This window comes from Klebsiella sp. Lac1, from assembly GCF_009825425.1.
GTDB classification, from domain to species: domain Bacteria; phylum Pseudomonadota; class Gammaproteobacteria; order Enterobacterales; family Enterobacteriaceae; genus Klebsiella; species Klebsiella electrica.
The window spans coordinates 89216-109792 of record NZ_VJZJ01000005.1 but is presented as its reverse complement, the minus strand read 5'-3'; the positions used below and the strand labels follow the sequence as shown (position 1 = coordinate 109792).

At 53.8% G+C, this 20577-nt stretch carries 20 protein-coding genes and 4 pseudogenes; 8 read left to right on the top strand and 16 right to left on the bottom strand.

All coding sequences use genetic code 11. The features are described from left to right. Positions 1 to 3: 3 nt before the first annotated feature. Entirely contained in the window at positions 4 to 873 is an 870-nt protein-coding gene (locus tag FNY10_RS26160) for a DMT family transporter (RefSeq protein WP_001567390.1), read from the bottom strand. 240 nt (positions 874 to 1113) lie between these two features. Between FNY10_RS26160 and FNY10_RS26155 the strand changes: the two genes are divergently transcribed. From FNY10_RS26155 to FNY10_RS26145, 3 genes and pseudogenes are all read left to right on the top strand, one after another. Beyond that, positions 1114 to 1866, top strand: a complete 753-nt coding sequence (locus FNY10_RS26155) for an alpha/beta hydrolase family protein (RefSeq protein ID WP_004729622.1) — start codon at positions 1114 to 1116, stop codon at positions 1864 to 1866. 26 nt (positions 1867 to 1892) lie between these two features. After that, positions 1893 to 2206 (top strand): annotated as a pseudogene (locus tag FNY10_RS26150) (Tn3 family transposase); the annotation flags it as partial. 99 nt (positions 2207 to 2305) lie between these two features. Further along, positions 2306 to 3310: an IS110-like element IS4321 family transposase gene (locus tag FNY10_RS26145; RefSeq protein WP_023307518.1), complete on the top strand. Its 1005-nt coding sequence runs from the start codon at positions 2306 to 2308 to the stop codon at positions 3308 to 3310. Positions 3311 to 4030: 720 nt separating this feature from the next. Here the strand turns inward: FNY10_RS26145 and msrA are convergent. From msrA to FNY10_RS26090, 11 genes and pseudogenes are all read right to left on the bottom strand, one after another. Then, positions 4031 to 4525 (bottom strand): peptide-methionine (S)-S-oxide reductase MsrA, encoded by a 495-nt coding sequence (gene msrA / locus FNY10_RS26140; protein WP_001567377.1) that lies wholly within the window; start codon positions 4523 to 4525, stop codon positions 4031 to 4033. After that, entirely contained in the window at positions 4515 to 4976 is a 462-nt protein-coding gene (gene msrB / locus FNY10_RS26135; RefSeq protein WP_001567378.1) for a peptide-methionine (R)-S-oxide reductase MsrB, read from the bottom strand. Before msrB ends, msrA begins: the two co-directional genes overlap by 11 nt. Before the next feature lie 23 nt (positions 4977 to 4999). Continuing rightward, a complete protein-coding gene (locus tag FNY10_RS26130) occupies positions 5000 to 5137 on the bottom strand; it encodes a hypothetical protein (RefSeq protein WP_021243014.1) in 138 nt (45 codons plus the stop codon). 73 nt (positions 5138 to 5210) lie between these two features. Next, a complete protein-coding gene (locus FNY10_RS26125; RefSeq protein ID WP_001567380.1) occupies positions 5211 to 5717 on the bottom strand; it encodes a DUF417 family protein in 507 nt (168 codons plus the stop codon). A gap of 30 nt (positions 5718 to 5747) precedes the next feature. Then, the gene (locus FNY10_RS26120) at positions 5748 to 6008 is read right to left on the bottom strand and encodes a DUF1471 domain-containing protein (RefSeq protein ID WP_001567381.1); all 261 of its coding nucleotides are present in this window, start codon (positions 6006 to 6008) and stop codon (positions 5748 to 5750) included. A 212-nt stretch (positions 6009 to 6220) separates the two neighbouring features. Beyond that, positions 6221 to 6778, bottom strand: a complete 558-nt coding sequence (locus FNY10_RS26115; protein ID WP_001567382.1) for a TetR/AcrR family transcriptional regulator — start codon at positions 6776 to 6778, stop codon at positions 6221 to 6223. A gap of 96 nt (positions 6779 to 6874) precedes the next feature. Continuing rightward, positions 6875 to 7141 (bottom strand): YdgH/BhsA/McbA-like domain containing protein, encoded by a 267-nt coding sequence (locus FNY10_RS26110; protein ID WP_001567383.1) that lies wholly within the window; start codon positions 7139 to 7141, stop codon positions 6875 to 6877. A 373-nt stretch (positions 7142 to 7514) separates the two neighbouring features. Continuing rightward, positions 7515 to 8519, bottom strand: coding sequence for an IS110-like element IS4321 family transposase (locus FNY10_RS26105; protein WP_064190292.1), 1005 nt, complete (start codon positions 8517 to 8519; stop codon positions 7515 to 7517). Between the two features lie 78 nt (positions 8520 to 8597). Then, positions 8598 to 10181, bottom strand: a pseudogene (locus tag FNY10_RS26100) (Tn3 family transposase); the annotation flags it as partial. 54 nt (positions 10182 to 10235) lie between these two features. Continuing rightward, positions 10236 to 10940 (bottom strand): IS6-like element IS26 family transposase, encoded by a 705-nt coding sequence (locus tag FNY10_RS26095; protein WP_001067855.1) that lies wholly within the window; start codon positions 10938 to 10940, stop codon positions 10236 to 10238. Between the two features lie 811 nt (positions 10941 to 11751). Next, complete coding sequence (locus tag FNY10_RS26090) at positions 11752 to 12039, bottom strand: thermonuclease family protein (RefSeq protein ID WP_009486461.1); 288 nt, start codon at positions 12037 to 12039, stop codon at positions 11752 to 11754. Between the two features lie 292 nt (positions 12040 to 12331). Between FNY10_RS26090 and FNY10_RS26085 the strand changes: the two are divergent. From FNY10_RS26085 to FNY10_RS26075, 3 genes and pseudogenes are all read left to right on the top strand, one after another. Next, positions 12332 to 12768 (top strand): annotated as a pseudogene (locus FNY10_RS26085) (IS66 family transposase); the annotation flags it as partial. Positions 12769 to 12957: 189 nt separating this feature from the next. Further along, positions 12958 to 13332, top strand: coding sequence for a cupin domain-containing protein (locus FNY10_RS26080; protein ID WP_001348195.1), 375 nt, complete (start codon positions 12958 to 12960; stop codon positions 13330 to 13332). Between the two features lie 23 nt (positions 13333 to 13355). Next, a complete protein-coding gene (locus FNY10_RS26075; protein WP_001097412.1) occupies positions 13356 to 13919 on the top strand; it encodes a chlorite dismutase family protein in 564 nt (187 codons plus the stop codon). Positions 13920 to 14169: 250 nt separating this feature from the next. Here the strand turns inward: FNY10_RS26075 and tnpC are convergent. Beyond that, a pseudogene (gene tnpC / locus FNY10_RS26070) lies at positions 14170 to 15267 on the bottom strand (IS66 family transposase); the annotation flags it as partial. A 53-nt stretch (positions 15268 to 15320) separates the two neighbouring features. Then, a complete protein-coding gene (locus FNY10_RS26065; protein WP_001067855.1) occupies positions 15321 to 16025 on the bottom strand; it encodes an IS6-like element IS26 family transposase in 705 nt (234 codons plus the stop codon). Between FNY10_RS26065 and FNY10_RS26060 the strand changes: the two genes are divergently transcribed. Then, complete coding sequence (locus FNY10_RS26060) at positions 16002 to 18719, top strand: Tn3 family transposase (protein ID WP_255493318.1); 2718 nt, start codon at positions 16002 to 16004, stop codon at positions 18717 to 18719. The genes FNY10_RS26065 and FNY10_RS26060 overlap by 24 nt on opposite strands. Positions 18720 to 18755: 36 nt before the next feature. Then, positions 18756 to 19583 carry an MFS transporter gene (locus tag FNY10_RS26055; RefSeq protein WP_004099046.1) on the top strand — a complete coding sequence of 276 codons (828 nt, stop codon included), beginning with the start codon at positions 18756 to 18758 and terminating at the stop codon, positions 19581 to 19583. Between the two features lie 30 nt (positions 19584 to 19613). On the opposite strand, the gene FNY10_RS26050 is transcribed toward FNY10_RS26055, so the two are convergent. Together FNY10_RS26050 and FNY10_RS26045 are read right to left on the bottom strand one after the other, a co-directional pair. Next, positions 19614 to 20015, bottom strand: a complete 402-nt coding sequence (locus FNY10_RS26050; RefSeq protein WP_004099044.1) for a RidA family protein — start codon at positions 20013 to 20015, stop codon at positions 19614 to 19616. Between the two features lie 106 nt (positions 20016 to 20121). Beyond that, positions 20122 to 20571, bottom strand: a complete 450-nt coding sequence (locus tag FNY10_RS26045) for a hypothetical protein (protein ID WP_004099042.1) — start codon at positions 20569 to 20571, stop codon at positions 20122 to 20124. Positions 20572 to 20577 lie beyond the last annotated feature (6 nt).

Genomic DNA, 20577 nt, shown 5'->3' with positions numbered 1-20577 from the left:
TTATTAAGGTTCTCTCGCCTTTGTCATCGACTGACGGGGGGATTTCTCGCGTGTCACCATCACAATGCCAGTCAGCACCGCCAGGGCAGAAAATATCGTTCTGACCGTCAGTGATTCATCCAGGAATACCACACCCCCTAGCATTGCCAGACAGGGAACGCTGAGCTGAAGGGTACTGGCGGTGATAGAGCCGAGAGAGGGTAAAAGGGTATACCACAATACATATGCACCGGCTGAGGCGGCGGCACCGGACAGCAATGACAAAGCAATGCCCGCAGCATCATAGTGACCCTGCTTCATAAACAGCAACGAAAGAGCGAGAGCCATCGGCGTGGCGAGTACAAAATTTGCCGCCGTTGAAGCCCCGGCCGCCTGGCCCGCCCTCCCCCTGACGGAATAGGCGGCCCAGGCTAATCCGGCAACGATCATCATAAGTGCACTGTAAAGCGGCGGTGCCTTCGCCCCGGGTAACAGCAGGGCAGCAATTCCTGCCAGAGCAATAACTAAACCGCAAGCCCGCATAACGGAGAGTGATTCCCCTTTAAATAATCCGTGGATCACCATCGCAAACTGTACGGCACCAAAAAGTAACAGCGCACCTGCCCCGGTATCGAGATGGATATAGGCGACAGAGAAGAGCACTGCGTACACCATGAGGTAAAATCCGCTCAGCGGACGCCACAGCGATAATGTAGTTTTTGCGTGATAAAACAAGAAAGGTGACAGGACGAGTGCACCACTGGCCAGCCTGAGGCTGCTGAATGAAAGGGGATCAATGTGGCCTCCCTGCAGGGCCAGACGGCACAGAATAGAGTTTGCAGCAAACGCCAGCATTGCCAGGGATATTTTAAGAATGAGCGCGCAATTGGCCATTCAGTGAGACCTCATAAAATTCTTGTAAACTACCATCTAGTTGGTAGCATAGCGTAAGTGATCACCGAACAGGAAGCAATAATCAGCTTTCAAACTGGAAGGTGAGGACAGGCATTCGGAATGAATTCTGTTTCACATCCCCAGTAGAGGAAGGAAAACGCGTAATGCCAGATGCAGAGCAGAAGATTATTTTTCCCTGCGATCAAACATATGAAATCAGTTTAAGACCTGGAATATCCTATGAAAAAACTAAAATTTACGTTCAAAAATGCGGCTGGTGAAGAACTGGCCGGATTGCTTGAACTTCCTGAAAATCCTAAAGCGTTTGCGCTGTTAGCTCATTGTTTTACGTGTGGCAAAGACCTCAAAGGCGCGGCGCGTATTGCGCGGAAACTGACAGAGAATGCTATCGCCGTTCTCCGGTTTGATTTTACTGGTCTGGGAAACAGCGAAGGGGATTTTTCCAACACCAACTTCTCATCCAATATTTCGGACCTGCTTTGCGCGGTAGATTATCTCCGCCGACAGTACGAAGCGCCTTCTTTGCTCATCGGCCATAGCCTGGGGGGATCGGCCATTCTGTCTATTGCCGGCGAAGTTCCTGAGGCAAAGGCCGTTGTCACCATAGGATCACCCGGAGAACTGACACACGTAAAACGTCTTTTTAAGGATGATGTTGAAAACATTAACCAGCATGGAGCCTATCCCGTTGAGCTGGCCGGGCGGGTATTTACCTTAAAGAAACAGATGCTGGACAATATTCAGGAACACAAAATCGCTCATAAGGTGTTCGCCATGAACAAGCCTCTGCTTATTTTTCATGCGACTGAAGATGATACTGTGTTAATTGAGCAGGCCGAAAAAATATTCAAAGCAGCAAAGCATCCCAAGAGTTTCATTTCGTTGGGTAAGGCGGATCACCTTCTGACTCATGCTCAGGATGCTGAATACGTTGCCGATATCATTATATCGTGGAGCGAATGTTACCTATAAACAGAGTAAATGCGTTCAAACTCGTAGCGCAGAGGGCGATTTTCTGCAGAGATCGGACGCTGTTTATGCTGGACTGATTTTGCGATAAAGGCTTAGGCCGATGCATACAGGCGGGGCTGAATAAGGGTGAGGCCCTTGGGCGAGCATCCTTCATGCACCGGCTGAATGAAATCAGGGATCTGGGGGTGGGAGGATCAGCGTTACCACGCCACCGGCGCTGACACTACATACGGCGGCGATAACACTCTGGAATACGGTTTATATAGAAAGAACCATTGAGCCGCTTAAGCAAAAAGGAGTCCCTGTTAATGAACTGCTGGTCTCTCATCCTTCTCCACTGCTGTACAAAATATAGTCTTAGCGTGGGATAATTAATGAGATGGTCACTCCCTCCTTCCCGGTACTATGCTGAGGACAGGCTTTCATTCGGAGAACTATCATGGAAAACATTGCGCTCATTGGTATCGATCTGGGTAAAAACTCTTTCCATATTCATTGCCAGGATCGTCGCGGGAAGGCTGTTTACCGTAAAAAATTTACCCGGCCAAAGTTGATCGAATTTTTGGCGACATGCCCCGCTACAACCATCGCAATGGAAGCCTGTGGCGGTTCTCACTTTATGGCACGCAAGTTGGAAGGGTTGGGGCATTCCCCAAAGCTGATATCACCACAATTTGTCCGCCCGTTCGTTAAAAGCAATAAAAACGACTTTGTCGACGCCGAAGCTATTTGTGAAGCTGCATCGCGTCCGTCTATGCGTTTTGTGCAGCCCAGAACGGAATCTCAGCAGGCAATGCGGGCTCTGCATCGTGTCCGTGAATCCCTGGTTCAGGATAAGGTAAAAACAACCAATCAAATGCATGCTTTTCTGCTGGAATTTGGTATCAGCGTTCCGCGAGGTGCTGCCGTTATTAGTCGACTGAGTACCCTTCTTGAGGACAGTAGTTTGCCTCTTTATCTCAGCCAGTTACTGCTGAAATTACAACAGCATTATCACTATCTTGTTGAGCAGATTAAAGATCTGGAATCTCAGTTGAAACGAAAGTTGGACGAAGATGAGGTTGGACAGCGCTTGCTGAGTATTCCCTGCGTTGGAACGCTGACTGCCAGTACTATTTCAACTGAGATTGGCGACGGGAAGCAGTACGCCAGCAGCCGTGACTTTGCGGCGGCAACAGGGCTGGTACCCCGACAGTACAGCACGGGAGGTCGGACGACATTGTTAGGGATTAGCAAGCGGGGCAACAAAAAGATCCGAACTTTGTTGGTTCAGTGTGCCAGGGTATTCATACAAAAACTGGAACACCAGTCTGGCAAGTTGGCCGACTGGGTCAGGGAGTTGTTGTGTCGGAAAAGCAACTTTGTCGTCACCTGTGCTCTGGCAAACAAGCTGGCCAGAATAGCCTGGGCACTGACGGCGCGACAGCAAACTTACGAAGCATAAAGGCAGAAATACACCAGTTTAAACAATCATTCATCTGGTTTTGCGAATACTGATATTGATGATACTAACGGCCCACCGGCCTGTTGAGGAACCTGTAAAACGGAAAGGCTCATTGAAGCCGTATATTTTCTGGAGGTTCATCAGGCGCGGAACTCATCAAGGCGCGGGAATAAAATCCCATTCAGACGCCGGATAGATTCAAGCAAGCCAACTTGTCGTCAAAATCGGTGTTGCAAAAACGGGAGTGACCATAGATTCGTTTTCTGAGACGACCCCTAGCGGTGCGTACAATGAAGCCTTTATGTTAAATAGGGGCTTTTGTTGTCCGGAAAAGGCTGAGCAAAAATACGATAAACAGTGTCATACCGGTAACCAGCATGACATAGCCGGCTGTTGGGTTATAAGTCAGACAGAAGGCTGTGCAGGCACTGGGGGCGTGTATGCGAAAAAGCCCGGCAAAACACAGACTGGCCGAGAGTCCGTAAAATAACGATCCTGCGATAACGGTCAGCATAATTCTAAACATTGTCCCTTTGTCCCTTTGACCCTAATCATCCTCATCTTTTTTCTAATATGCCCCTTAAAATCAGGATGTTGATTGTTTTGTATGCAAGAAATGGACTAAAGAAATTTGTTTGTGATCCCATTCTCGTTTCTGCATATGAACAAAAAAGCCCCGCACATGGGCGGGGCTGAATGCTGCGAGTCTGCGACGGTGACTTATCCCGGAAGCGTCCAGTCAGGTCGTTCAAAATGGCAGGTATAGCCGTTGGGATTATGCTGCAGGTAATCCTGATGCTCTGGCTCTGCAGACCAGAACTCACCGGCCTGCTCTACTTCTGTCACCACGACTCCGGGCCAGACTCCTGAATCATCTATTTCACGGATAAGCTGGTTTGCCTGCTGCTTTTGCTCCTCTGTGGTGAAAAAGATGGCTGAGCGGTAGCTTGAGCCGACGTCATTACCCTGACGAAGTATTGTTGTAGGGTTGTGAATACTAAAGAAATATTCCAGTAGTTTTCGGTAGCTCAGTTTATCCGGGGAATACACCACCTTCACCGCCTCCGCATGTCCTGGGTGGTGCTGGTATGTCGGGTTATCATTACGTCCGCCGGTATAGCCCACTTCGGTGCTGACCACGCCATTGAGTTTGCGGATCAGCTCCTGGACACCCCAGAAACAACCACCGGCAAGGATTGCCACATCAGTTTTCATGCTTATCTCCTTTCTCAAACAGGGGAAGAAATTCACCGTATCCTTCTGTTTCCAGAGCGCCTTTCGGGATAAAACGCAGTGAAGCCGAGTTAATGCAGTAACGTAATCCACCGGTATCCTGTGGCCCGTCAGGGAAGACGTGTCCCAGATGGCTGTCACCGTGATGGGAACGCACTTCAGTACGCACCATGCCGTGACTGAGGTCGCTCAGGTTGCGGACGTTGTTTTCCACTGGTTTGCTGAATGCCGGCCAGCCACAGCCCGAATCAAATTTGTCCTTCGACGAGAACAGTGGCTCACCGGAGACGATATCCACGTACAGTCCGTCCTCAAAGTGGTCGTCATATTCTCCGGTAAACGGGCGCTCAGTGGCGCTTTTCTGGGTGACGCTGAACTGCAGTTCCGTCAGTGCCTGAATGGTCTGTGGGTCTTTTTTATACGGTTTGTTCATATCGCTCTCCTGACAAATCTCACTCACCGGGACGGGTCCTGCTCATGAATAAGATCCAGATAGTGTTTTTCAAAGTCCGGGTTGGCGGGGAGCGACTTATTTTCCAGGTAGCGCTCTAAAAAGTAGCGGGGAGTGATCCCCGCCCGAAAGGCGGCTTCCATGCCTCTCACCATGAACCCGGGAGTGGTGTCATATTTGCTGGCCAGAAATATCAGGCTGCTGCGTAATTCAGGGTCACCCCATGGCTGACAATGCGTCAGACGAGCGGGGTTTGTGCACGGCGCTGAGTTGCTTCGCCCTCCGGTTAATCAGTGTCCGTCGCAGGTCATGACGCAACAGCACCAGTCCAGCCCCAATCAGAAGAACATCCTTGATAATGAAGCTGTCAATGCGACCCAGCTGCGGCAGAAGGCTCAGGGTGACGATGCCGGTGCCTGCCACCATCAGGGCGCCTGCTGCACCCACTGCCGGCCGGAAAAATCCGGCAATCAGGGCCAGAAGGGTGATATTTTCCACCACGCCGAGTGCGTAGCTGAGCCCCTGAACGCCGAGAGCCGGATACAGCGCACCGAGCCAGGTGCCTGGCAGCAGGTGGTGAAGGGCATTGGCCTCGAAGGCAAACCATTTGTAGGTGCCAAACAGGGCGAAGATGAAAATCACTGACAGCCGCAGAACCATAATGTCCAGGCCTGACGTTTTACGAAGTAACCGGCGCAGTTGTGTCTCGACGTTATTTTTCATGGTGTGTGTCCTTTTATTTTCGTTTTGTGTTTATGCAAACAGCGTGGCGCGGGCATGAACGAAACGGGCCTGCTCAAGCTCAGAAATCAGATAAGCGGCAGCGCCATGTTCAAGGGCTTCGCGGATAACCTCCCGCTCCAGCTCATCCACGGAAGACACCCAGCCAACAGAGAGTGTACGGACCGGTACCAGAGCTGCTTTTTCTTCCTCAGTAAGATCGGATTTGATGATGACCGGTCCATGGGCTTTACGGGTGAAGACAGCGATAACGTCGTTGATAAGTGCTTTCATGATGATGCCCCCTGCATGTCTGTTTTATTGTGTTGTCGTGTTGTTAATATTTATTCTACCTACCAGTAGATAGATTGGCAAGGGGTAACTGGAAATTAAACGCAAGGAAAGTCTTAATGTCTTCTGAGGCCCCCGGAATACAGGCGTTGTCAGCGGTGATTTTTTTGAGTGCTGGCTGCCCCGGTTAAACCGGGGCAGCCACAGGCGTGGCTTTACGGGCGGGAGAGTAGCTGAATAAGCGCGCTCATGGTGCGGGAACAGGCATCATGAGGAGGGATCCGATTGAGCATCAGGGCCCCTTTAATGGCGCTGCCGATGATAATGGCCACGTCAGCCGGCTCAGCAGTAAAAGCCAGTTCACCGCTTTCACGACCCGAAACCAGCACACTGGTCAGGATGCGCAGGTCGGTTTGTGCCAGTCGTGAGGTGGCTTTCTGAAGAGGTTCTTCAAACAGGGCGCTGTCGGACAGCATGGCGTGAATGCCACACATCTGGCCGCTGTCGGCGCATTTGAGAAATGCGTCCATATAACCCTGCAGACGGGCTTTACCCGGTGGCAGCTGTAACAGGGCAGCTTCCAGTTTCAGCAGGCTGGCCTCCTTGTATTCACAATAGGCAAGCCCGAGGTCGGTTTTGGTCTGAAAATGGTAATGGATACTGGCCTTCCGTATTCCCAGACCGTCAGCGAGATCAGCATAGCTGAAGCCCTGGTAGCCGTTCTGCTGGATAAGGGTATCAGTCAGTTCAATCAGACTGTCATGGGTGGACATAATGTTCTCCTGGCACCTGCGGGTGCCTGTTATTCAGACACAACTGCGCCCGGAAACCAGAAGGGTTCCGGGCGCAGTTGCGAGGGTAACGGGTATTCAACGATACAGGACAGCGGTACCGGAAAGTTTATTCATACCGGTGGCACTGGTGATGCGGTAGTGTGTGGCCCCGGCATCAGCGGCTTTCATATCCAGTGAGGCCACCAGGTCATCCAGGGTGGTGAAGCCACCGGAAGAGACCACCCCAATTTTTTGCAGCGATGCTGCTTCGCTGCGGGAAACCATTTGCGGGCTGGCGGCATAGCTCAGTGCGCTGGCGGACAGGGCGATGATGGCAAGGGTGGTTTTGATGATGTTTTTCATGATGACGCTCCTGATGTTCTGTTGTGTGTTTTTGTTTGTGTGTCGTGTTGTTAAAATCAAATATACCAACCAGTAGATAGGTTGGCAAGTGTTAATTGGGGTCCGCTTGGAAAACGAATCTATGGTCACTCCCGTTTTTGCAACACCGATTTTGACGACAAGTTGGCTTGCTTGAATCTATCCGGCGTCTGAATGGGATTTTATTCCCGCGCCTTGATGAGTTCCGCGCCTGATGAACCTCCAGAAAATATACGGCTTCAATGAGCCTTTCCGTTTTACAGGTTCCTCAACAGGCCGGTGGGCCGTTAGTATCATCAATATCAGTATTCGCAAAACCAGATCAGTAATTCTTTAAACCGGTGTATTTCTGCCGTTATGCTTCATAAGTTTGCTGTCTTGCGGTTAGTGCCCATGCTATTCTGGCCAGCTTGTTTGCCAGAGCACAGGTGACGACAAAGTTGCTTTTCCGACACAACAACTCCCTGACCCAGTCGGCCAACTTGCCAGACTGGTGTTCCAGTTTTTGTATGAATACCCTGGCACACTGAACCAACAAAGTTCGGATCTTTTTGTTGCCCCGCTTGCTAATCCCTAACAATGTCGTCCGACCTCCCGTGCTGTACTGTCGGGGTACCAGCCCTGTTGCCGCCGCAAAGTCACGGCTGCTGGCGTACTGCTTCCCGTCGCCAATCTCAGTTGAAATAGTACTGGCAGTCAGCGTTCCAACGCAGGGAATACTCAGCAAGCGCTGTCCAACCTCATCTTCGTCCAACTTTCGTTTCAACTGAGATTCCAGATCTTTAATCTGCTCAACAAGATAGTGATAATGCTGTTGTAATTTCAGCAGTAACTGGCTGAGATAAAGAGGCAAACTACTGTCCTCAAGAAGGGTACTCAGTCGGCTAATAACGGCAGCTCCTCGGGGAACGCTAATGCCAAATTCCAGCAGAAAAGCATGCATTTGATTGGTTGTTTTTACCTTATCCTGAACCAGGGATTCACGGACACGATGCAGAGCCCGCATTGCCTGCTGAGATTCCGTTCTGGGCTGCACAAAACGCATAGACGGACGCGATGCAGCTTCACAAATAGCTTCGGCGTCGACAAAGTCGTTTTTATTGCTTTTAACGAACGGGCGGACAAATTGTGGTGATATCAGCTTTGGGGAATGCCCCAACTCTTCCAACTTGCGTGCCATAAAGTGAGAACCGCCACAGGCTTCCATTGCGATGGTTGTAGCGGGGCATGTCGCCAAAAATTCGATCAACTTTGGCCGGGTAAATTTTTTACGGTAAACAGCCTTCCCGCGACGATCCTGGCAATGAATATGGAAAGAGTTTTTACCCAGATCGATACCAATGAGCGCAATGTTTTCCATGATAGTTCTCCGAATGAAAGCCTGTCCTCAGCATAGTACCGGGAAGGAGGGAGTGACCATCTCATTAATTATCCCACGCTAAGACTGTTTTTTGTACAAAGCGGTATCGACTGTACGTAATGAGCGGTATTTTCCGGATCCCAGCTTAAGATTATTACGCCAGACGTAATCTCCACTCAGATTGATATGTTCCCAGCCCAGGGGAGAAAGATGAGAGACCAGTTGCTCATTTATCGGGATACCCTTTCGTTTTAGTGACTCAATAGCTCTTTCTATATATACCGTGTTCCACAACGTGATCGCTGCTGTCAGTAATGTCAGCCCGCTGGCGCGATAACTCTGATTCTCCAGCCCACGATCCCTTATTTCACCCAGACGGTGCAAAAAGACCGCTCGCGCAAGGGCATTACGGGCCTCACCCTTATTCAGCCCCGCCTGCACGCGTCGGCGCAGACCGGGATCACGGAACCAGTCCAGCATAAATAGTGTCCGTTCGATGCGGCCAATCTCTCTCAGCGCTTTGGCAAGTCCATTCTGTTTTGGGTAACTGGCTAACTTTTTCATCATCAGTGATGCGGTGACTGTCCCCTGCTTAATCGAGGTTGCCAGGCGCAATACCTCATCCCAGTGCGACTCAATGTCTTTGATATTTAGGCAGGTTGTTGATATGACAGACTGAAGCCCCGGATAGCGCTCGGCCTTTCCATGAATAAACAGCCGCTTGTCATGAAGATCACGGATCCTTGGCGCAAAAGCGAATCCCAGCAGGTGCATCAGGGCGAAAACATGTTCAGTGAAGCCTGCGGTATCGGTGTAATGCTCGGTAATTTCCAGATCGCTTTCATGGTACAGCAGGCCATCAAGCACGTGGGTTGAGTCGCGCACCCGGCTGATCACTTTGGCGTAGAACGGGCTGTATTGGTCTGAGATATGCGTATAAATCTGCACGCCCGGCTCCTGACCATATTTAAGATTGACCTGACCGGCATAACGTCCGTGACTGCCTACCCGAAAGTTCTGCCCGTCTGACGACGATGTTGTCCCGTCGCCCCAGAATGCGGCCAGAGGCCGCTCTTTCTGTGCGTTGACCAGCTCGGCCAGTGCCGCTGAATAAGTTTCATCCCTGATGTACCATGCCTGAATACCTTCGAGTGACGATCTTGTGGCCCCAGGGCAGGATTCCGCCATTTTTGTCAGCCCAAGGTTGATGCCGTCAGCCAGAATGGTGGTCAGCAACAGTCTTCCGTCTTTTGGTCTGACGTTATTATTTTTGAGGTGCGCGAAGTGACGCGTAAATCCCGTCCAGCTATCAACTTCTTCCAGTATCTCCGTAATTTTCGGATGGGGAAGCATGCCATAGACCAAATCTGCAAAGGGCGAAACACCTGAAGGAACGCTGTTCTCCAGTGGAGTGATTTTTACGCCTTTATCTGAGATATCTACATCGGGCAAATCACCGGCAAGCGCCATCGCGTTAACTTCTTCCAGCCGAGATGCAAGAAGAGTCATACGGGCCTGAAGGTATGCCTGGCTATCGGTCTGAACGGCCAACTGTAACTGGTCATTATGTCGGGATTTCTCAAACTCAGCAGTCGGGATGAGATAATCATCAAAATTTTTGTAGCGGCGCGATCCTTTTACCCAGATATCACCGGAACGTAATGGGCACTGTTGCAAAGTTAGCGATGAGGCAGCCTTTTGTCTTATTCAAAGGCCTTACATTTCAAAAACTCTGCTTACCAGGCGCATTTCGCCCAGGGGATCACCATAATAAAATGCTGAGGCCTGGCCTTTGCGTAGTGCACGCATCACCTCAATACCTTTGATGGTGGCGTAAGCCGTCTTCATGGATTTAAATCCCAGCGTGGCGCCGATTATCCGTTTCAGTTTGCCATGATCGCATTCAATCACGTTGTTCCGGTACTTAATCTGTCGGTGTTCAACGTCAGACGGGCACCGGCCTTCGCGTTTGAGCAGAGCAAGCGCGCGACCATAGGCGGGCGCTTTATCCGTGTTGATGAATCGCGGGATCTGCCACTTCTTCACGTTGTTGAGGATTTTACCCAGAAACCGGTATGCAGCTTTGCTGTTACGACGGGAGGAGAGATAAAAATCGACAGTGCGGCCCCGGCTGTCGACGGCCCGGTACAGATACGCCCAGCGGCCATTGACCTTCACGTAGGTTTCATCCATGTGCCACGGGCAAAGATCGGAAGGGTTACGCCAGTACCAGCGCAGCCGTTTTTCCATTTCAGGCGCATAACGCTGAACCCAGCGGTAAATCGTGGAGTGATCGACATTCACTCCGCGTTCAGCCAGCATCTCCTGCAGCTCACGGTAACTGATGCCGTATTTGCAGTACCAGCGTACGGCCCACAGAATGATGTCACGCTGAAAATGCCGGCCTTTGAATGGGTTCATGTGCAGCTCCATCAGCAAAAGGGGATGATAAGTTTATCACCACCGACTATTTGCAACAGTGCCGGCGAGCGAAGAATACGGGCGAGTGCTGCGGCGCTATCCGCTGAAACCCGGCGAGACGGTCGAGCGTCCGCAACGCGGGGAAGTCGTCAGCAGCTCCGGGGTTCTCCCCCCACTGGACCCAGGCGAATACTAAGCGCGGCGGTGTGTAATAGACGGAGCGCGAGGCGACTACTGGTCAGGGTTTGCGCAAGGCGGGTGTGTAATAGACGGGAGGGGATCGATCCGGCGATCCAGCCTGTGGATAGTCCGTCTATTACCCACCCGGTTCCGTCGTTTACCCACCCAACCCCGTCTATTACCCACCGGAAACCGTCTATTACCCACCGAGGGGTTCTATAAGCAACTGATAATGAAGGTAAATTTTGCCTTCTGATTCCCTAAAACTCTTTAAAACAAAAAAAACATATATAAAACGTGTAGCCCTGGGGAAAACAGCCCGTGGAATTATGGACAATCCGGCAAGCCGGATACCTGCCTAACCGCTTCGCGGTTCCCCATTGACAGGCCAGGGACAACCGCGAGCGGTTGCCCCCACCCTGCCAACAGGTCGGCAGTTGCCCACAATACCACCGGCTCAAGCAACAGGATTTTTTTATATTTTTGTTTTTAAAAGAAAAAAGCGGCCGTGCTCTAGTGGCATGGCCGCGTTACGTGGTCCTATCAGGGGCTTGTGGCTCTTGCGCCTCCTCGGATCGACACAAGTGCCGATCACTGCGGCGGGGCGCTCCTGGCTCAAGCTGAAAAGCGATCAGTATCCGCACCAGTGGCGACGGCGTTCCCTCCACGCATTCGGGCCGGGCCTCCACTCAACGGCTAACCCCTCGGCCATGAGGGTTTGCCCCACGTCCCGCCCGTCGATCAGCAGGTGAACAAGGCGGCGGTCGTACTTGTCGGCTTGGCCGGAATCGACAACCTCGATGCGCTGAGCGTTGGCAACCAGTTCGCGGAGGCGTGCGGTTGCCTCGCGGCCCTTCGTCAGCTCGGCGTCGCACCTGGGCTTGTAGGTTTCCGGGGTGTCAATCGACAGCAGGCGCAAGCGTTGACCGTTGTATCGTAACCGTCCGGTGATTCCACCTTGAGCCAAATCGCCTGCCGACCAAAAGGCTCGAAGCTTACCACCCGGTCGATTCCGGTCAGATCCAGAAACGCCTCGTCGATGGAGTAGACATCCACTCTCGATGCCAGAGCTTCCAGGGTCGTCATCACCCGCCGGCTTATATCGCCATTTGTGTGGAATAGAGAATCAATTGGAACGGGGGCTTTGCTCGCCCCCCCTTGAACTTCTCATACCCAACCTGTTTGGCTATAGCTACTGAGGAGATCGCGGTGGCCCACCAAATCTTCCGGTCATCCTGTTCAATTACACCGCTAGCCGTACCCAGGAGGTGCCGCAGCGCCTCCTGGAGGCAGAAAGGCGTCGAGCGTATAGGTTGCTGGGCATGCGCGGCGCAAGTTCATCAGAAAACTCAATCCAAGGGCAAGATCGGCCGAGCGGAGATGGCACTGACTCTTATCAACAAGCTCTACGGCATCGAGCGCGACATGGAAGAGGCGGGCGATGCCCAGCGATACCAGACGCGCCAGTCGCAAAGCCAGGCTTTCCTGGAGCAACTGAAAGCTAGGCTGGACAAAACCCCTCCCCAGGTCACGTCGTCAAAGTGCCTTGGGCAAGCAATCAATTGCCTTGCGAGCAACTGGTTAAAGCTGATCCGCTACATCGAAAGGGGGACACCTGCCCATCGACAACAACCCTGCCGAGCGGGCGAGCCACCTTCTCATGTACATATGACCAAAGCGTCGCCCGTCTCCTCCCGTTATGTCATGCCTACCCACGACGGAGTATTGACGGTCTCTGTGCGCCAGAGCATAGTTTTCCCGAAGGGCGCTTAGGTACATATCTTCATGTGCTGTCCAGGCGCAGTTGCGTTTAGAGTACGTGTCCAATCAGTTTTAAATGGGTGTGAACATGAGAGCAGAAACTGAATCGCGGATTTTTTCGGTGGATGAATATGTTCGTCCGTCTAACGGCGAACCGATTCGTTCGGTTGTTCTGGAAACCAATGACTCTGTCGTCGTTGTTTGGCACGCCCACCCTGGGCAGGAAATAGCTTCCCATGTACATCCTCACGGCCAAGATACTTGGACGGTTATCTCAGGTGAAGCCGAATATCATCAAGGTAACGGCATAGTCACTCATCTTAAAGCTGGAGATATTGCGATCGCAAAACCTGGGCAGGTACATGGTGCAATGAACTCTGGCCCCGAACCTTTTATATTTGTTTCAGTGGTTGCGCCGGGCAATGCCGGTTTTGCGTTGGCTGAGAAATAGGCGAAAGGCCTGAGAGGAAACTGATGAATACACGATTATTTACGTTCGCTGGTGGAGAAACGGGTGTTTGGCGCGTTGTTCGGATGGATGCCGTGGCGGGAGCCCCTCTCCCTGGAATCCCCCGGCTCGACGTAGCCGCTGGCTCTGTTTCGCCGCAGCCTTTGGGCACCAAATGGCTTCTTCGCGGGATAACGAGTAACGAGCGTTATGTCGTGCGTGAAGAGAAGGATCGTCTCGTGGCGAAGCAGCCAAGTTTGGGTCGAGCAGAGGCCACCTGTGCCGCCCTGATCCCTATCCGGAAAAACCCCTCATGGTGGGGACTGGCTCAAGACGAACGCCGGAAGATTTTTGAGGAGCAGTCCCGTCACATTCACATTGGGCTCCAATATCTCCCTGCTGTGGCCCGTCGTCTCCACCATTGTCGGGACCTGGGCGAGAGCGAACCCTTCGACTTCTTGACGTGGTTCGAATATTCCCCGTCTGATGAGCCGGGCTTTAACAGGCTTTTGGCCGAACTCCGGGCCTCGGTGGAGTGGAAGTATGTCGACAGAGAAATCGACATCCGGCTAGTGCATGAGCCGGCCTAGTATCAGGTTTAACTGCGATCTCCGTGCGGCATACACCTGCGACACCCGCAGCCCAGCAAAGCCCGGAAAATCTAGTGTGTCTAATAACTTAGGAGTAACACGACACGTATGCCTAGCGAGCCACCAGTCGCTTGGGAAATTTTCTACTTATGGCCTCCTCTTTCTCTCATCGATCTCCCAGGGCATATCCTGCCGTCTAGAGTTGGCACCTTGTCCAGCTTTCGAAGAAGGCTCTCCATACACGTCCGGCCTACACCTTGTTAGGTATGGCCGGTTTCCAGTTGTGGGGCAATAGCTCGTCGATGGCGTTGTTCTTCTGTGTCGGCAGGCGAGTCAGCACATCCTTCAGGTAGGCATAGGGATCATGCCGATTCAGCTTCGCTGACTGTATTAGGGTCATGACCGCAGCCGCACGTTGACCACTGCGCAGTGAACCCGCAAACAGCCAATTGCTGCGCCCCAGCGCCCAGGGTCGGATCTGGTTTTCCACCCAGTTGTTGTCGATGGGCACAGCGCCATCGTCCAGGTAGCGCGTCAGCGCTTCCCAACGTTTGAGGCTGTAATCCAGGGCTTTGGCCGTGCCGGAGCCATCCGGCACTTTCTGGCGATGGGCCAGCATCCACTGATGCAGCGCATCGGCAAGGGGTTTGGCTTTGGTTTGCCGGATTTCCCGCCGCATATCCGGTGGCAGATCTTTGGTTTCCCGCTCGATCTCGTAGAGTCCACCGATGTATTCCAAGGCCTTGGCCGCCAATTCGCTCTTGTTGGCCTCGTGCAGGTCATAGAACTTGCGCCGGGCGTGGGCCATACAGCCGATTTCGGTAATGCCGTTGCCGAACCCGGCCTTGTAGCCAGCGTAATCATCACAGACCAGCTTGCCCCGCCAGTCACCCAGGAAGGTTCGGGCGTGTTCGCCTGCACGGCTGGGTGCGAAGTCGTAAATAGCTGCCTTCAGGTCGGCAAACGGTGTGGTGCAGTAGGCCCAGACGTAGGCCTTGTGGGTTTTCTTCTTGCCCGGGGCCAGCATGCTGACCGGGGTTTCATCGGCATGCAGAACACTGTGTTCCAGCAGAGTATTTCTCAACGCATCCACCAGCGGCTGCAACTGCACACCACAGGCACCCACCCATTCGGCCAGGGTGGAGCGCGGGATTTCCAGGCCGGCACGGCCGAACATGCGTTCCTGACGGTACAGCGGCAGATGGTCGGCATACTTGGCCACCAGCACCTGGGCCAGCAGGCCAGCGGTGGGGATGCCTTTGTCGATCACCTGCGGTGGCACCGGTGCCTGGATCAACGTCTCGCAGCTGTCGCAGGCCCATTTGCCCCGGATGTGACGTTCAACGGTGGGCACTGTTGCAAAGTTAGCGATGAGGCAGCCTTTTGTCTTATTCAAAGGCCTTACATTTCAAAAACTCTGCTTACCAGGCGCATTTCGCCCAGGGGATCACCATAATAAAATGCTGAGGCCTGGCCTTTGCGTAGTGCACGCATCACCTCAATACCTTTGATGGTGGCGTAAGCCGTCTTCATGGATTTAAATCCCAGCGTGGCGCCGATTATCCGTTTCAGTTTGCCATGATCGCATTCAATCACGTTGTTCCGGTACTTAATCTGTCGGTGTTCAACGTCAGACGGGCACCGGCCTTCGCGTTTGAGCAGAGCAAGCGCGCGACCATAGGCGGGCGCTTTATCCGTGTTGATGAATCGCGGGATCTGCCACTTCTTCACGTTGTTGAGGATTTTACCCAGAAACCGGTATGCAGCTTTGCTGTTACGACGGGAGGAGAGATAAAAATCGACAGTGCGGCCCCGGCTGTCGACGGCCCGGTACAGATACGCCCAGCGGCCATTGACCTTCACGTAGGTTTCATCCATGTGCCACGGGCAAAGATCGGAAGGGTTACGCCAGTACCAGCGCAGCCGTTTTTCCATTTCAGGCGCATAACGCTGAACCCAGCGGTAAATCGTGGAGTGATCGACATTCACTCCGCGTTCAGCCAGCATCTCCTGCAGCTCACGGTAACTGATGCCGTATTTGCAGTACCAGCGTACGGCCCACAGAATGATGTCACGCTGAAAATGCCGGCCTTTGAATGGGTTCATGTGCAGCTCCATCAGCAAAAGGGGATGATAAGTTTATCACCACCGACTATTTGCAACAGTGCCCTTCTCACTTATGCCACACGGCGCCAAACCCGTCAGCAGCACATGGACACGCTGCGCGAAATTTACGGCTACAAGACCTTCACGGGCCGTGGTGCCCGTGATCTGCGGGAGTGGACTTTCGGCCAGGCCGAAGATGCCAGATCAAACGAGGATCTTGCTCATCGTTTTATTGTGCGGTGTCGGGAAACTTCCACCATTCTGCCCGCAGTATCGACAATCGAGCGCTTGTGCGCGGATGCTCTGGTCGCCGCTGAGCGGCGGATTGAAACGCGGATTGCGGAAAATTTAACAGCGGATGTTCGCGATCACCTGGACAAACTTCTGAGTGAAATGCTCGCCGGCAATATCAGTCGTTTCATCTGGCTTCGCAACTTCGAGGTTGGTAACAACTCGGCTGCTGCTAACCGTTTGCTCGACAGGCTCGAATTTCTGCGTACCCTGAATATCAATCATAGTGCTTTGGCCAGCATACCTGCCCATCGCATTGCCCGGCTGCGTCGGCAGGGTGAACGCTACTTCACCGACGGTTTGCGTGACATCACTTCGGACCGCCGCTGGGCGATCCTTGCCGTCTGTGTTGTGGAGTGGGAAGCGGCGATTGCTGATGCCATAGTCGAAACCCATGACAGGATCGTAGGAAAAACCTGGCGGGAAGCGAAGCGCCAGCATGACGAAACAATTTCCGGCTCTAAAGCCATACTCACGGATACGATCCGTACCTTCACCGCGCTGGGAGCTTCGTTGCTTGAGGCCCGCAGTGACGGAACCCCGCTGGAGATGGCTGTCGCCAGTTCGGTTGCATGGGACCGGCTCGCTCAACTGGTAGCGACAGGGACTCAACTCAGCAACACGCTAGCCGATGAGCCTCTTGCATATGTCGGGCAGGGATACCATCGCTTTCGTCGTTATGCGCCCCGCATGTTGCGCTGTCTGAAGCTCGAAGCCGCGCCGGTCGCCGGACCATTGGTAGCAGCAGCTTTGTCGATCGGAGAGATGAAAGATGTTGCATCGCCAGAAAGGCGTTTCCTGCGGCCCAGCTCCAAATGGAACCGTCATTTACGAGCTCAGGAAAAAGGAGATACCCGTCTTTGGGAAGTGGCGGTACTCTTTCACCTCCGGGATGCTTTTCGTTCCGGAGATGTCTGGCTCGCTCATTCGCGCCGCTATGGTGACCTCAAGCAGGTACTGGTGCCGATGATCGCGGCGCAGGAAAATGCAAAACTGGCCGTGCCTTCCAACCCACAGGATTGGCTGGCAGACAGAAAGGCGCGACTCACGATCGCTCTTAAGCGGCTGGCCCGGGCTGCCCGTAACGGCACTATTCCGCACGGTAGCATAGAAGTTGGAACGTTGCGGATCGACAGGTTGACAGCAGACGTGCCGGATGGTGCCGAGGCACTCATACTGGATCTGTATCGCCGAATGCCGTCCGTTCGGATTACCGACATGCTGCTTGAAGTTGATGCAGCCCTTGGTTTCACAGATGCGTTTACCCATCTGAGAACCGGGGCTCCATGTCGCGACCGGATCGGTCTGCTCAACGTCCTGCTCGCTGAAGGGCTCAATCTGGGCCTGCGTAAGATGGCGGAAGCTACAAACACGCATGATTACTGGCAGCTCTCACGCCTTGCCCGCTGGCATGTTGAAAGCGAAGCCATGAACCAGGCATTGGCAATTGTGGTGGCCGCGCAGGGTAAACTGCCGATGTCACGCGTCTGGGGGATGGGCACGTCAGCATCGAGCGATGGTCAGTTTTTCCCGACAGCGCGGCATGGCGAAGTCATGAACATGGTCAATGCCAAATATGGTTCTGTTCCCGGCCTCAAAGCGTATACTCACGTAAGCGACCAGTTCGCGCCATTCGCTTGTCAGTCGATCCCGGCGACCGTGAGCGAGGCACCGTATATTCTCGATGGACTACTGATGAACGAGGTCGGTCGCCATGTTCGCGAACAGTATGCCGATACAGCAGGATTCACCGACCATTTGTTCGGAGCCAGTAGCCTGCTCGGCTACAATCTCGTTCTGCGAATCAGGGATCTGCCATCGAAGCGGTTGTACGTATTTAATCCCGATACGACCCCCAGGGAGTTACGCAAGTTGGTAGGTGGAAAAGCCCGGGAGGATCTTATCGTTGCGAACTGGCCTGATATTTTCCGTTGTGCCGCGACGATGACCGCTGGCAAAATCAGGCCCAGCCAACTCCTGCGCAAGCTCGCTTCTTACCCACGACAAAACAACCTTGCAGTTGCGCTTCGTGAAGTTGGTCGTATTGAACGGACCCTTTTCATTATTGAGTGGATCCTGGATACGGACATGCAGCGGCGTGCTCAGATCGGTCTTAACAAGGGAGAGGCCCACCATGCGCTCAAAAATGCGCTCCGTATCGGGAGGCAGGGGGAAATTCGCGATCGCACGACAGAGGGGCAGCACTACCGAATCGCTGGGCTCAATTTATTGACTGCGGTGATCATTTACTGGAATACCGTCCATCTTGGTCATGCCGTCACGGAGCGGCGGAACGAAGGGTTGGATGTTCCCCCTGAATTTCTTCCCCACATATCCCCATTGGGCTGGGCGCACATTCTACTGACTGGCGAATATCTTTGGCCCAAGGAACCGAAAGCTTAGGGTGTCATTTCGCCCTCAGCCGGAACCGACCCCTCTATGGGCTCATGGGCAATCGGGCAGGCGTTACTCAACATCGCACCGCCCGCCGACGTGACATTGTTCCTCATCGTGTCGCTGCTGATATCAGCGGCGGTGGTTCCGATCACCTTGCTGCCCAGTCATCCGCCGGCCCAGGTGGAACAGGAATGGGTCGCGTTCAGGGACCTCGTCCTCGTATCACCTCTCGCTGCGGCTGGCGCTTTCCTGGCCGGCCTGGCTATCGGTGGTTTCTGGGGCATGGGCGCGAACTTCGCCCAGAGCATCGGCCTCGATGTGGGCGGTATCTCCGCCTTCATGGCTGCGGTTCTTGGTGGAACGCTCGCCTTCCATTGGCCACTCGGTTGGCTTTCGGATCGAGTGCCCCGGAATCTTGTCATCGCCGGTGCGGCGCTGGCGTCCGCAGCGTCTGCCATCGGCGTAGCGTTGGCGGTGGAAGCGCCTCTGCCGCTGCTCCTTGCGGCAGGTGCGCTGTTCGGCGGCTTTGGCATCCCGATTTATTCGTTGTGTCTCGCCGTCGCAAACGACGATCTTCCGGCCGGTCGGCTACTCGGCACCGCGCGCGGGCTTCTGTTGCTCAACGGGATCGGGACAGCCGCTGGCCCCCTAATAGGAGCAGCTGCAATGAATATCGTCGGCCCTGGCGGCCTGTTCCTTTATGCGGCGGCGTTGCTCACGCTCCTGGCAGTGCTGGCCATCGCCCGCAGGCAGCCGAGGCGCGCCAACCAGGCCAAGGCGGCCCCCCGTTCTCCGAGCACGCCGATGATAACCGGATCTCTCGATACGATGATATGCATGGAGAAGCGGGCGCAGGGCGTGCGGGATTAGCGCGGCACGGCGCCTGCACGAACCGCGGGGTCAGGCGATGATAGCTGTTACGCGAATTTCGATACGCATGGTTGGAAGCCCCAGCGCTTCGATTCCCAACTGCGTCCAGATTGGAGCGCGGTCGGGCATGTAGTGGCGATACAGCTTGGCCATTGTTTCGTTGATCACGGGAGGGAATCCACCGACGTGATAGGAATTGACGTGGACCACATGCGGCCAGCGTGCTCCGGCGGTCGCGAGCGTCCGTTCCACGTTCTTGAACGCCTGCTCGATCTCTTCCTCAATCGACTCCGGAATGACGAGATCGTCGTTCCATCCGCCCTGTCCGGAGATCTCCACGCGGTCACCAATGCGCATTGCCTGAGAATAATGAAGCGCGTCATGCAGGCGCGTCCCGTATCCGGGGGTGATGAAGAATGAAGGTGTTGTCATGAGTTTGCCTTTGATGAGCCAGGTCAACGCGGCTGCAAGTGGCCGTATGCATGCAGAAAGAGATGCAGGGCGTTCGGCACTAGCGCGCCGGCTGCGGTGGAGGGCTTTATTCCACGTCTTCTACGGTGAGGTCCCGGCCGTTGAACTGCACGGTCTCCCCGGCTCGGGCACCCTCGATCGCTTCGAAGATCGGCGCCATCGTGGAAATGCCCATGAGCTCACGCCCCTGACAGGTAAACTTGCTCGTTGACACCGCGATCACAAAGTGGCGGCCGGACAGCTTGACGACAGCGCCTTCGTTGACGGCCAACTTGGGGCCGAAATCGATCGTCCTGAGCTTTTCGAGTTTATTGGCGTAGTCATGGAGCGTGTCATCGAGCGCTTCAGCGAAGTCGCTCGCGACCTCGGCCTGAGCTAGTTCGTCGTTTTCGATCGGTTCGCTCCGATCGAGCCGAGCGGTAGAGACATAGTCCAGGTAGTTTTCGCGAGCGCTGTGCAACGCTGCTGTCTCCAGCAAGAGCATAGTTTCTCGTATGTGGTCCTTGTTCCAGTCCATAATCAC